Source organism: Acinetobacter tandoii DSM 14970 = CIP 107469 (assembly GCF_000400735.1).
In the GTDB taxonomy this organism is placed as follows: Bacteria; Pseudomonadota; Gammaproteobacteria; order Pseudomonadales; family Moraxellaceae; genus Acinetobacter; species Acinetobacter tandoii.
In genome coordinates this window covers 111,084-123,796 of the sequence record NZ_KE007362.1, presented here as the reverse complement: position 1 = coordinate 123,796, position 12,713 = coordinate 111,084, and the positions used below count along the sequence as shown (strand labels likewise).

Sequence of the window (12,713 nt, the reverse complement as noted above, 5' to 3'; positions counted from 1 at the left end):
GTGCACGACTATTTTTGATTAAAGGTTATTTAATGTGCCTTCAGGAAGAACTGAAATCACACTTGCGCGTTGAATTTTTACTTCTACACCACGGTTTAATTCAACCACTGCAAAATCACCTTCAATTTTAGTAATTTTACCCATCAAACCACCAGCAAAAACAACTTCACTGCCAACACCTAAGCTTTCGACCAAAGAGCGGTGTTCTTTAGCACGTTTAGATTGAGGGCGCCAAATCAAGAAGTAGAAAATTGCGACAAAAACCGCAATCATAAGTAAGTTCGTTACGAGGCTTGGTTGCTGTGCAGCTTCACCTGCTGCGTGAGCAGTAGAAATAAAAAGGCTCATTTCAATTTCCTAAACAATAAACTGGTATCAATTTGATAATAAATAGACTTGTTCTGCAATTTACCTTGTCTTTTTCTTCAGCGCAAATGCTGAAAGAATTAATCTTGCGGACAAGGAGGTACTTCTAAACCACGACGTTGATAAAAGTCTTCAACAAAAGCATCAAACGTCCCGTTATCGAGTGCATCACGAATGTCTTGGGTGAAGCGCTGGTAGTAACGTAAGTTGTGGATGGTACCTAACATTGAACCCAACATTTCGCCACATTTTTCTAAATGGAATAGATATGCGCGGGTAAAGTTGGTACAGGTGTAGCAATCGCAGTGTGGATCAAGTGGTTGTTGATCATGACGGTATTTACTGTTGCGGATACGAACTAAACCATCCGTCACAAAGTAATGACCATTTCGTGCATTTCGGGTTGGCATAACGCAGTCAAACATATCTACGCCACGACGAATACCTTCAACAATGTCTTCTGGCTTGCCGACACCCATTAAATAACGTGGTTTATCGGCAGGCATTTTAACTGGAAGATAATCCAACACCTTGATCATTTCTTCTTTCGGTTCACCGACAGAAAGACCACCAATGGCATAACCATCAAAACCAATTTCGAGTAAACCTTTTAATGATTCTTCACGAAGGTCTTCATACATACCGCCTTGAATGATGCCAAATAAAGCATTTTTATTGTTTAATTCATCGTGGTGATGAGTTTTACAACGCTTGGCCCAACGTAATGAAAGTTGCAATGACTTTTGTGCTTCTTCATGTGTCGCTGGATATGGCGTACATTCATCAAAAATCATGACGATGTCAGAATTTAAAGTTTTTTGAATTTCCATCGAAATTTCAGGCGACAAGAAAACTTTAGAGCCATCAATCGGAGAGCGGAAGGTTACGCCTTCTTCCTTAATTTTACGCATAGCGCCAAGACTGAAGACTTGGAAGCCGCCTGAGTCGGTTAAAATAGGTTTGTCCCACTTCATGAACTCGTGTAAGCCACCGTGCGCTTCAATGACATCTAGGCCTGGGCGTAAGTACAGGTGAAAGGTATTGCCTAAGATAATTTGTGCTTGAATATCTTCAACATCACGTGGCAACATGCCTTTAACGGTGCCATAAGTACCCACAGGCATAAATACTGGGGTTTCAACCACACCATGTTCAAGTGTTAAGCGACCACGGCGAGCACGCCCTGATTGCGCAAGTTTTTCAAACTTCATACAAATTCCAAATCAAGGCGAAAAAACAGTTCGCTGATTGTTCGAGCTAAAAAGAGAGCTATTTTCCTCGATTCTGCGCTTAAACGCCAGTTTTGTGATGTATTGAACTGTTAATTCTGATCCAGTCATTTCAAAATGAAAGTGAAAAGCAAGTTTGGCCAGAAGTTTGCATTATTTTTACTTATGTAATGATTTGTTTCTATTTTACCTGAAAATGGTGATTAAATTGTAAAGAGAATTGGTATTTACTAGTTCTTCATGTGAACAGTGCATTCTTGGGGTGGGGTAATGAGTGAGTTAAAAGAATGGGAATTTTATAAAACATTATTGGAAACTACAAATGCCATTCCATGGCAAATTAATTGGGATACCAAAGAATTTAGTTATATTGGACCACAAATTGAGAGTTTATTGGGGTGGCCGCAAGACAGTTGGAAATCTGCACAAGACTGGATTGATCGTATACATCCTGATGATCGAGATAAAACGGTCGGTATGTGTATCCAACTCTCTGATGATGGTACGGATCATGAGGCTGATTATCGTGCCTTAACCCAAGATGGAGGGTATGTCTGGATCCGTGATGTTGTGCATGTGATTCGTGAAAATGATAAAACCATTGCCATTATTGGCTTCATGTTTGACATTTCAGAACGTAAAAGTATGGAATTGGAACTTGAGGAGTTGAATAAAAAGAATCAAGCATTATTGCTGCAAGATCCGTTGACGCAGGTGGCAAATCGCAAAGCTTTGAATGAACGGATTGAATTCGAGTTTAAGCGAGCAGAGCGCAATAAACGACCATTGTCGATATTGTTTATTGATATTGATCATTTTAAAAAATACAACGACGATTTTGGACATTTGCAGGGTGATCAGTGTTTGATTGCCGTGGCGCAGTTATTAAAAAATCAGTTTAGTCGAGCCTATGATTTTGTGGCGCGCTTTGGTGGGGAAGAGTTTGTGGTGATTTTGCCTGAAACCACACTTGAAGATGCAGTTTCATCTGCTGAGCGCTTCCGTAAGGCAGTGGCTCATTTGACCATCCCGAATCTGATGGCAAGTCAGCATGCTGATATTACGGTCAGCATTGGGGTAAATACGCATGGCGCAGGGCAAAACTATTTAAACGTGTCTAGTTTTTTACAGTCGGCAGACCAATTGCTCTATCAAGCAAAAGCTGAAGGGCGGAATCAGGTTCGTTTTCTGTCTTAATCGGAATTAGCAGCATTGTGAAATTTATTCACAATGCTGTCTTTTGTGCTAAATCATTAAAAATTCGGACGATAATCAAAATTTTGCATAGCTGCCGTATCACGAAATGGTCGAATGGCTTTTTTGCCAATGGTCATGGTATTGATGACATTGTTGGGAAAAATCTGTATTTGGTTGTTAAACAGTTCAACATTGCGATTAAAAATCGTAATCGCAGCCCCTACATTTTCGTTTTGTTCTTCAATTTCATTCATCATTTTTAGATAAATTTCATTGGCTTTAAGCTCAGGGTAGTTTTCAACTACGACATTTAAACTGTGCATGAGTTCTTTGTTTAAGCTCTCAATCCGTTGTAACTGTGATACATCGGCAGTGTTTGCATTCAAATTTAAAATATTCTGACGCAATTCGGTCACTTTTTCTAAAGTGCCTTTTTCAAAACTTGAATATTGCTCTACCAAGGGTGCAAGCGCATCTAAAATTTTAATTTTTTGACGTTCGTAGCTGGTCACATCTGACCAAGCGCGAATAGTGGCATTATGATGGCGCACAATATTATTACGAATGAAAATAATGGCTACAATGCCAATAATAATGAGCAATAATAAAATAAAAAGTCCCATGTTGCCCCCTGTTTAATGGTTGTACATTCTAGTCGCTGTTATTTTAAAAGTTTCAATAAATCAGACTTTAAATGTTCTAGATAAGGTAGTTTAAATGTACGTAAGTGTCCACGTAAACTCGAAATATCTTGGATATTCTGAGCCTTGCTCGAAATTTTGAATAAATCATGTGGTCCTAGATAACACAAGACATCACTCTCGGGATGAAACAACAAATCCCCTGAACGGTATTCAAAAAAGTCGGATAGCCGAAGTACCATAGCAGGTGTTAGCGTTTTCGCCATCTGCATTTCATCGCTACCATAGAATTTGAGTCGCTGATTGGTCTGAATATCACTGGTATGCCATGCAAAAGAATAAGGGTGACCAAAGGATTTGCTCGCAGTACTGATTGCTAAGCCTGGCATGTCTAGACCAAAAACAAATACGCCCCACAAATCGCGATGTATTTCTTGAACCTTGACCTGATTGCCATCTTTATCAGTCATGCGTACTTCATTCACAAAGTGATATTGAAATACCAGTACTTGATGGTCCTTGTTTTCTTCATCTGTCCAAACAGTGCTTGCATATAATGGAAAATCATTGGAAACAGAGCCTTGCTCAAATACTGGAAACAGGCGTTTTAAGTGGGCAATAAATAAAACTGGATTGAGTGGAACGGAAATATGTTGTGGTTGGCGGTGGTAAGCCAACTGATATTTTTGTGCAATGGTTTGTTGTTCGAGATAATCAATCACCTCTTCAATGGGGTCATCATCTTCATAAGAAATATAAGCCCAAAATACCATCAACCCGCCACAAAACAGGCTAGTTTGAGCCCAAATACTACTGGGTTGAATCAAAATCGCAAGCATAAAAAGACTGCCTGTAATTGCAAGCAACCACGGTAGGGTATTTTCAAACTTCAAGGTGACAGGAGCATTCCAAGGATGCAGGCCATCTAAAATTTGTTGATGGCTTTGCGCCTGACGCCCAATGTCCCAAAGCCGAGCAATATTGTGGAAGACCACCTGATTCTTTTTACGACGAATATGAATCGAATGTCGCACAGTATCAATCGGCATAAGGGCGGAAGTTCCTTGTTATTGTTATCTGGTAAAACAGTTATCCTGTAAAACGATCAATTAGCATGGCATCGCCATAACTAAAGAAACGATATTGCGTAGCTACAGCATGTTGGTAGGCATTGAGAATATTGTCACGATTCGATAATGCAGAAACCAACATCAACAGCGTAGATTCGGGCAAATGGAAATTGGTAATTAAACGATCTACCACTTTAAAATCATAGCCAGGGTAAATGAAAATCTGGGTATCACCGACCCAAGCATCGAGTACACTGTTATGTGCTTGGGCAGCACTTTCCACCGCACGTGTTGCTGTTGTGCCAACCGCAATGACTTTATTCCCTCGTGCTTTGGTTTCACGAATTAATTCAACAGTATGTGCTGGTACATCGCACCATTCGCTGTGCATGACATGATTGGCAATATCATCGGTACGAACAGGTAGAAATGTTCCAGCACCTACATGTAAGGTCACGAAAGCTTTGTGAATTCCTTTAGCTTCGAGTTTCTCCAGTAAAGCTTGATCGAAGTGTAAACTTGCAGTGGGTGCGGCAACACTGGCTAATTTGCTTGGATCATTGAATACAGTTTGGTAGCGTTCAGTATCTATCGCCTCTGCTTCACGGTTGAAGTAGGGTGGAATGGGTAACTGACCGCAACGGTCTAAAACATCCAGAATCGGTTGTGAAAATTCAACAATAAATAAATTCTCGTGGCGACCTTGGACGGTGACTTTAATTTCTTCAGTACCAATAAATAGTTCTGCACCCGCTTTAGGTGAGTTACTCGCTTTAATGTGGCAATGTGCGATGTGCGCATCTTGCAAACGTTCGACTAAAACTTCAACTGCACCGCCTGTTGCACGTTTACCTTTTAAACGGGCTTTCATCACTTTAGTATCGTTTAAAATCAAGAGATCGCCGTCATTCAGTAAATCCAGAATATCGGTAAACTGATGATCATGATATTGACCTTGCGCATCTAAATGGAGCAAGCGTGATGAACTGCGGGTGTCTAATGGATATCGAGCAATAAGCTCATCAGGAAGATCAAAATTGAAGTCAGAAAGTTGCATGACACATTTCGCTAAAAAAACTGGCTGTAGTATATTCTTTTTTTCATTTTTTAGTCGAAATTGGTTAAATAAGAATCTAAAAAAACCATTCTGTTTTAAAAGTAACCAAATGTGCTAATCTTACGTTGACAAGTTTTTTAAACAGGTTAATATACGCATCAACACCTACCCGAGGTGGTGAAATTGGTAGACGCGGCGGACTCAAAATCCGCTGTCAGAGATGACGTGTCGGTTCGAGTCCGACCCTCGGGACCATATATTAAAAGCCCTCAAGCATATTAAGACTTGGGGGCTTTTTATTGCATAAAAATAAATGCTTGCATGAAATTCTGCATTTCATCTTTAAGGTTAAATAAGTCAAATTTTAAGTGATCACTTCGGAAAATGAGTACTCGAATGAATACCTGAATTTGGTTTGGGTACTCATTATGGAATCTCATGGTTAGAACAATTAAGCTTCTAATAGCTTTCTAAGTTGAAAAAGTGAAACCAATAGAAAAAGAATACGACCTATTTGATGGGGAAGGTTGTGTAAGGGCTGAGATGGAGAGATGGGGTTGTTAGGCTTAAAAAGTAGTGTATAAATAAAAAAATTATAAAAATAAGCACTTGAATTTATGGTTGTTCAAATTTAATGGTTCTTTATTTAATTAAATTACATCGGTTAATGAGTAAACTATAGGTTATGAGGTATTTATATTTTAAATCAGATACTTTAGAGGAGTATTTAACTTTAAAAGCTGTGTTTAAAAGGACAACATCTGTTTAAAATTTTTTTATTCGAAAAAAGTGAAATTTACTTTAATAATAATTTTATGGACATAATATAAATAAGTAATTATATGTAAAATCTATAGAATTTATCTTTATTTATAAATCTATCTTTTAAATCAATTCAAAATTAATGCGAAAATTGAATCAATAAAATGATATGGATTTGCTACAATTGGCTCGTCTTTGCGGTTGTTTAAAATAGATAAAGAATTTAAAAGAGATAACGAGGTGTGGTTTGAAGATGGAAATTGCGGGCGCTGTACTGGCGACTATCTTCTTTGGTGGTTTCATGTTGATAAATAAGAAAATACGGAAGCAACCTTGTGATGTGAATGACAGACCATGCCCACTGAGCACATTAGAACAAGATCAAGTTTCTTTAGAGCCTGAATGTGTTTGTACACCCTGTAAAACGCTAGAAATTCTTTATCAAAATCAAAAAGGTCAAATGACCATTCGGGATATTGATGTTATTCGAGTATATCAAGAAAAGCAGCATTGGTATGTTGAAGCATTTTGTCATTTGTTAAATGAACAGCGTATTTTTGTTGTCGGTCAAATTAAATGTTTAAAATGTCCTAAGCATTGTTCGCGTTTAATTAATCAAACTGAAATCATAGAATATTTAACCAAGCACCTTGAGTGACCGTTGAAATATTTTTATTTCTTTAATATGAATGGTTTATTTCAATTCAGGATTTTTTAATTTGTAAAAGTGAAAATAAATTTGCTTGATTTTTGCAGTTAATATTGGACGAAATGTTTGGTTTTCTGAAATTGTTTTTAAGTTAGTTGTTGATAAAAATTATTTATTTCTATTCCTTATGGGTGTATTCAGCATCTTATATGTACTTCTACGCCTAATCGACTGAAGTATCCATTCAATGTTTTGAGATGTGAGGCTAAAGCTGAGCAAGTGGGTGCTTTGTCATCAAAATAATCATAAAAACTATCGAAAAGCGTGTGCAAAATAATCAACAAATGATACATTTATGTATAATATTGTGACTTATTTATCGTTTATTGTAAATTTTGTGAGTGTTTGCTTTATGCAGGGGATGACAACAAGAATACATCGTGCGTTATTGGGGGGAGCATCACTATTATTGGTCGGTGTTTGTCACGCTTTTCCTCAACCAGGAAGCTATATTTCCAACGTTGCGTCTGGGGATTATACCGATGAGATGGGGAATGTCTTGTTGGTTAATTCCAATCCTGTGGCATTGGAGGTACAAAAAACATATTCCTTAACACTCTTACAAAATCAAAATCAATATGGGGCTATCGGTGGGACAGTGAATCTTCCACATGTCCTCACCAACACAGGTAATACTACAGATCGATATACATTGTCTTTGGTACAAAGTAGCAATGATAATTTTGATTTAAGCAATGTTAAGGTTTATGCAGACCGCGATCAAAATGGTTTACCTGACAATACTGAAGATTTGTTGCTCGGTTCAATTGAGCTGAATGCAGGGCAATCTTTAGCCGTGGTGATTGTGGGGAGTATTCCTACCACGGTGGCTTTTAATCAGCTGAGCAGTTTAGACCTCAAAGCTGTAAGCCAGCAAAATGCTACGCTTTCTGCGCAGGTTACAGACACGATTCGCGTTGTAGATGATGCGGTGATTTCCCTGATCAAGGCGCAAAGTGCAAGTGAGGGAATTATCGGTGATCAGATTACCTATACCTTGACTTATCGAAATACAGGAACGGCAACACGTCGCGTCGTATTGCAAGATGTATTGGATGATTCTCTAGAGTATGTTTCGGGCTCAGCCATCTGGAATCAAAATACTACAGCACTCACTGATGCCAATGATACGGAAGCCTCAGCGAATACAGGAATTACTTATCAGCTCAAACCTGATGGTAAGAGTCTGGAAGCCAGTATTGCTGCTGTTGCCCCTCTAAGCTCAGGAACCTTGAGTTTTAAAGCCAAGGTGAAGCAAGGTGCCGCCAATAAAATTCCAAACACGGCAGGTTTTGTTCAATATGATACGGATAACACGACGGTAAAACTAAGCAGTTTCTCCAATACCGTGATCTATAATTTGGCTGCTGTTTATGGTGTGGTTTTAAATAATAAATCTAGTTCAGCAACCAACGTGGGGAACCCTAACAGCAGTCCCGATAACTTGGTTATTCAAGCCAGCTTGACTCCAGGGCAAGAAGTTTTTTTTAATAACTATGTTTGGAACGTCGGCAATACTACGGATGTTTATAACTTAAGTTATAGCTCAAGCAATCTACCGAGTTGTGCCAAAGTTAATTTTTACACCCAAGATGGAAAAACTTTACTAACAGATACCAATGGTGACGGTAAAGTCGATACAGGTTCGATTTCAAGCGCAGCGGTAAAACAAATTCAGGTTGGGGTATCGGCTTCTACAGGGTGTAACAGCAGTGTCAGTCATATCAATGTTGATGTGGTCGCAACCTCGATTGCTTCAAACTTAGTCTCGGACCCGATTCGTAACCAAATCACGGCCTTAACGGTCGTATCGAGCAGCAGTGATTTGTATAACGCGGATCAGTCGGGTTTGGGTGTAGGTGTTGTAGATAACTTAGGCCAAGCTTTACGTACGGTTAAAGTGGCTTCAGCTAAGGCCGTTTTTCCTTTGGTAGCAAAGAATAATTCCACCCAAGCCAACAACTATAATTTATACGCATCTTTTAGCGCGATTGATGTCGCCAATATTGTGCCTATCACTAAAACAGGCTTTAGTGTCAAATTTTATGAAGGCGATGCCAGTTGTCAGACTGTCGGTAAACAGATTACCAATACAGGAACTTTAGCGGCAGGCACAAGCAAGGCATATTGTGCGGTGATAGACGTTGATGCCAGTCAGCAGAATTTTTCAGCCCCGATTTGGTTTGCAATTCAATCACCTATCAATCAACAAGCGGACTCCATTAAGAACCAAATTGAAAGTAATGTTGCACGCTTACTCACCCTGACTAATGATCAGCAGGGGCAGGTGGGTGTTGGTGGTACGATTGTCTATGCGCATACATTAAAGAATCTGGGCAATATAGCCGAAGGGGCAAATGCAGGCTCTCAAGTGAACCTTAAAGTGGTTCCGCTGAAAAATGATGGCTTTGTTTATAGTCTTTATTATGATGCCAATAAAAATGGTCAAATTGATAGTACAGACCAAATTATTAGTGCCACAACCAGTCTAAATCAGCTCTTGGGTAGTGCAGGTTTGCTCCCTCAAACTGACATCCAACTTTTACTCAAAGTTCAAGCAGCTCCTTCAGCGCCAGAAGGTGTAGTAAGCCAAGCTGATATTTGGATCGAAATTTCTGACTTTAATGGCATTCATTTAGATAACTTAAAAAATACCGATGTCACCACAGTGGCAACAGGGCATTTACAGTTACTTAAAACACAAGCAGCCAACAGTAGCTGTATAACTAGTAATCTAGCAGCTTTGAGCTATACCACTCAGTTGGTTTCAGTTAAACCGAATCAGTGTGTGGCCTATAAACTCACACTGAAAAATGATGGTAGTTCAGTGGTGAAGAATGTCCAGTTTAATGATGTTGTTCCTGCCTATACCAGCCTTGTTGGTACACCTGTGATTGTGCCGACAGGAGTAGACCTTTCTTCAGGTGAGAAAGTTTCAGCTTTGGTGAGTAGTTTAGATCCAAATCAAGAAGCCAATTTCTACTTTGTTATTCGTGTTAACCCTTAAACGTAGGTTCGGAAAATGTTTACAGAAAAGAAAATGATTCGAAATTTACGTATGGCGATGTTCGGCTTATTGAGCATAACAGCATCGACTTGGGTTTTTGCTGATGCTTTGGTTATCAGTAATATGGCTGTGGGCGAATATAAAGAAGAAGGCTCTACTGTGGTTCAAGTGGCGCGTTCGAACTTGGTTCAAACCACCGTTATTCCTGTGTATAACCTGAGTTTAAAGGATAACCGTACTGAATATGTACGCCCAGGACAGGCGGTTTATTACCATCATGTTTTAACCAACACTGGGAACGAGCGCGATCTTTATAATTTGTTGGGCAGTCAAATTGCTGGGGGCAGTTTCACTCATAACAATATCGAAATTTATTTGGATGCGGATCGAAATGGTGTTGCAGACAGTAATACACCCATTACTCAATATAGCTTAAATGCTGGTGATTCGGTTGCACTGATTATTAAAGCCATTATTCCTTCATCGGCAGCCGTAAATAGCTCTAGTCAGATTCAATTGACAGCCACTTCGACACAACAACCTAGTCTGACTCAAAATAATATTGATACATCACGAATTACGGATCAGGCCGTTTTAAACTTAACCAAGAGTTTTGATAAAACAACTGTCGTAAATGGTGATATTGCAACCGTCCGTTTAACCTATTTCAATAATGGTAATAATAGTGGCGTGGTCAATATCAGTGACTTGTTGGATACGACTCAGTTGACCTATGTAGCAGGGAATGAAAACTGGAATGGGCAGGCACTTAATGCAGCAACAGGCAGTAATGGCCCGACGGGAATCAACTACTATCTCGATACGGATGGTAAAACCATTCGTGCGCAAATCACCAATGTACCTGCGAATGCTCAAGGCTATATTGAATTCCGTGTTCGCGTTGCACGTACTGCGCCCGGTGAAATTCCCAACTTGGCCAATATGGACTATGACCATGATGGTCTTTCCAGCACAGCAAATTTAACTACACAGTCGAACACCGCGATATTAACGATTAAACCCGTATATGGGGTGGTGATTAATGCTGATGCAAATAGTGTGAGCGGTCCTGATTTACTCACCAAGTCTGCGGTAAGTAGTGGAGCTACAGTTAATTTCGAAAACTATGTTTGGAATACTGGAACAGTGGCTGATCGGTTTAATTTAACTTTTAACAGTCATAATTTACCCGCAGGCAGTGTACTGGAATTCTATCGTACAGATGGCGTTACCCCATTATTTGATACCAATAATGATGGCATTATTGATACAGGAACGCTTGAAGCAGGTGCTAAACTTCCGATTATCGTGAAGGTCACCTTCCCATTAGATTATGTGGATACAGCTAACACGACTTACAATATTGTCCCTAAAGCACAATCGATTACTGATAGTGCCAAAACAGATACGGTGCAAGATCGGACTTCACTGATTCAAAGTACGGCTTCTCGTTTGGTGGATCTGTTCAACAGTCCTGAAACTACGGGAAATGGTACGGGAAATGGCAATGTGTCGAATGGTGGTTTGCCTTGGAAAACCTTAACTGGGGTCAACAATAAAACGGTGGTGTTTCCGTTAACTGTGCGTCATACAGGTCAAGCGACAACCTATAACTTTAGTGCCGATGCCGATAATAATTTTGCGACGGTTGCTTTGCCTACAGCAATTAGTTCTGTTCGTTACTTTTCGACATCCACCACCGATTGTTCAGTACTTGGGGCAGAAATCTCTTCAACTCGTTTGTTAGATAATGATGAATCGCAACTGTATTGCGCCGTGGTGGAAATTCGGGCAGATGCTCAAAGTACAAGTCAACCAATTCCGATTTATTTTAAAGTCACATCGTCTAATTTGACCGCCTCTGCACCAAGTAATGGTTATGACGTGATCCAGAATGCCATTACGATTAATTCTAATGCGAGTCAAGGTGGGGTGAGTTTAGAGCCTGATTTACGCGGGCAAATTGCGCCAGGCGGTAGTATTGTGTATAGCCATATTTTAAAACCATGGGGAACGTCTGTATTGGCTGCAACGGATAGTTTAAGCGTTGCCAATGATCGAACAGGTTTTACCACGACACTTTACTACGATGCCAATAATGATGGGCAGTTAGATGCTACAGATCCAATGATTCAGAATTTATCTGTTGTAAATGCGGCTATTTTAAGTAGTAAAGCACCTATTCGTATTTTTAATAAAGTTGAAAATACCGCGTATAACACGGTTGGTGTAGTGAACACTTCTGTGATTAGTCTAAAAAATAGTGTGGGTACAGTGTTAGATACGGCAACTGATATTACAACTATTACTCGCGCACCTGTGCGTTTAACGAAATTGCAAGCCAAAGATAATAATTGTGATGGTGTTGCGGATAGTGAGTATACCTCAAATGTATTGCCGATTACACGTAATGCAGATGGTTCAGGGCAATGCGTTTTGTATCAATTAACCGTGAAAAATTCGGGGGCTTCTGCGATTGGTCGATTTAATTTCTATGATTATACGCCTGAAGCAATGGTGATGAGTAAGGCGCCGACTTGTACAACCTGTGAAGCTGGTTCACTTAGTGCGCCTGCACTGGGGCAAACAGGTGCAATTAAAGCTTCTGTTGCAGCAATAAATAGTAATGAAAGCCATAGCTTAGAGTTTGGGGTGAAGTATGTGGGGAACTAAGT

The 12,713-nt window shown here is 39.6% G+C and carries 9 protein-coding genes and 1 tRNA gene; 5 read left to right on the top strand and 5 right to left on the bottom strand.

What is annotated here, in order from left to right:
- Window positions 1-18: 18 nt before the first annotated feature.
- Both yajC and tgt read right to left on the bottom strand, forming a co-directional pair.
- A complete protein-coding gene (gene yajC, locus I593_RS03565; RefSeq protein WP_016166200.1) occupies window positions 19-348 on the bottom strand; it encodes a preprotein translocase subunit YajC in 330 nt (109 codons plus the stop codon).
- A 98-nt stretch (window positions 349-446) separates the two neighbouring features.
- A complete protein-coding gene (gene tgt, locus I593_RS03560) occupies window positions 447-1,577 on the bottom strand; it encodes a tRNA guanosine(34) transglycosylase Tgt (RefSeq protein ID WP_016166199.1) in 1,131 nt (376 codons plus the stop codon).
- 288 nt (window positions 1,578-1,865) lie between these two features.
- Between tgt and I593_RS03555 the strand changes: the two genes are divergently transcribed.
- Window positions 1,866-2,792 carry a sensor domain-containing diguanylate cyclase gene (locus I593_RS03555; RefSeq protein WP_016166198.1) on the top strand — a complete coding sequence of 309 codons (927 nt, stop codon included), beginning with the start codon at window positions 1,866-1,868 and terminating at the stop codon, window positions 2,790-2,792.
- 56 nt (window positions 2,793-2,848) lie between these two features.
- Here I593_RS03555 and I593_RS03550 read toward each other — a convergent pair whose 3' ends face one another.
- The 3 genes from I593_RS03550 to queA are packed head-to-tail and all read right to left on the bottom strand — an operon-like array spanning window position 2,849 to window position 5,560.
- Entirely contained in the window at window positions 2,849-3,415 is a 567-nt protein-coding gene (locus I593_RS03550) for a LemA family protein (protein WP_016166197.1), read from the bottom strand.
- A gap of 38 nt (window positions 3,416-3,453) precedes the next feature.
- Window positions 3,454-4,482, bottom strand: a complete 1,029-nt coding sequence (locus I593_RS03545; protein ID WP_016166196.1) for a hypothetical protein — start codon at window positions 4,480-4,482, stop codon at window positions 3,454-3,456.
- A 40-nt stretch (window positions 4,483-4,522) separates the two neighbouring features.
- On the bottom strand, window positions 4,523-5,560 hold the full coding sequence (gene queA, locus I593_RS03540) for a tRNA preQ1(34) S-adenosylmethionine ribosyltransferase-isomerase QueA (protein WP_016166195.1): 1,038 nt from the start codon (window positions 5,558-5,560) through the stop codon (window positions 4,523-4,525).
- Window positions 5,561-5,728: 168 nt separating this feature from the next.
- Between queA and I593_RS03535 the strand changes: the two genes are divergently transcribed.
- From I593_RS03535 to I593_RS03520, 4 genes are all read left to right on the top strand, one after another.
- Window positions 5,729-5,815 (top strand) — tRNA-Leu (locus I593_RS03535).
- A gap of 760 nt (window positions 5,816-6,575) precedes the next feature.
- Window positions 6,576-6,980: a WYL domain-containing protein gene (locus tag I593_RS03530; RefSeq protein WP_016166194.1), complete on the top strand. Its 405-nt coding sequence runs from the start codon at window positions 6,576-6,578 to the stop codon at window positions 6,978-6,980.
- 346 nt (window positions 6,981-7,326) lie between these two features.
- Window positions 7,327-10,038, top strand: a complete 2,712-nt coding sequence (locus I593_RS03525) for an isopeptide-forming domain-containing fimbrial protein (RefSeq protein ID WP_051195096.1) — start codon at window positions 7,327-7,329, stop codon at window positions 10,036-10,038.
- 15 nt (window positions 10,039-10,053) lie between these two features.
- Window positions 10,054-12,711 (top strand): DUF11 domain-containing protein, encoded by a 2,658-nt coding sequence (locus I593_RS03520; protein ID WP_016166192.1) that lies wholly within the window; start codon window positions 10,054-10,056, stop codon window positions 12,709-12,711.
- Window positions 12,712-12,713 lie beyond the last annotated feature (2 nt).

Coding starts and splice junctions, on each gene's coding strand:
- I593_RS03525 (WP_051195096.1), top strand. CDS start 7,327: ATGTATAATATTGTGACTTATTTATCGTTTATTGTAAATTTTGTGAGT.
- yajC (WP_016166200.1), bottom strand. CDS start 348: ATGAGCCTTTTTATTTCTACTGCTCACGCAGCAGGTGAAGCTGCACAG.
- I593_RS03550 (WP_016166197.1), bottom strand. CDS start 3,415: ATGGGACTTTTTATTTTATTATTGCTCATTATTATTGGCATTGTAGCC.
- I593_RS03545 (WP_016166196.1), bottom strand. CDS start 4,482: ATGCCGATTGATACTGTGCGACATTCGATTCATATTCGTCGTAAAAAG.
- tgt (WP_016166199.1), bottom strand. CDS start 1,577: ATGAAGTTTGAAAAACTTGCGCAATCAGGGCGTGCTCGCCGTGGTCGC.
- I593_RS03530 (WP_016166194.1), top strand. CDS start 6,576: ATGGAAATTGCGGGCGCTGTACTGGCGACTATCTTCTTTGGTGGTTTC.
- queA (WP_016166195.1), bottom strand. CDS start 5,560: ATGCAACTTTCTGACTTCAATTTTGATCTTCCTGATGAGCTTATTGCT.
- I593_RS03555 (WP_016166198.1), top strand. CDS start 1,866: ATGAGTGAGTTAAAAGAATGGGAATTTTATAAAACATTATTGGAAACT.
- I593_RS03520 (WP_016166192.1), top strand. CDS start 10,054: ATGTTTACAGAAAAGAAAATGATTCGAAATTTACGTATGGCGATGTTC.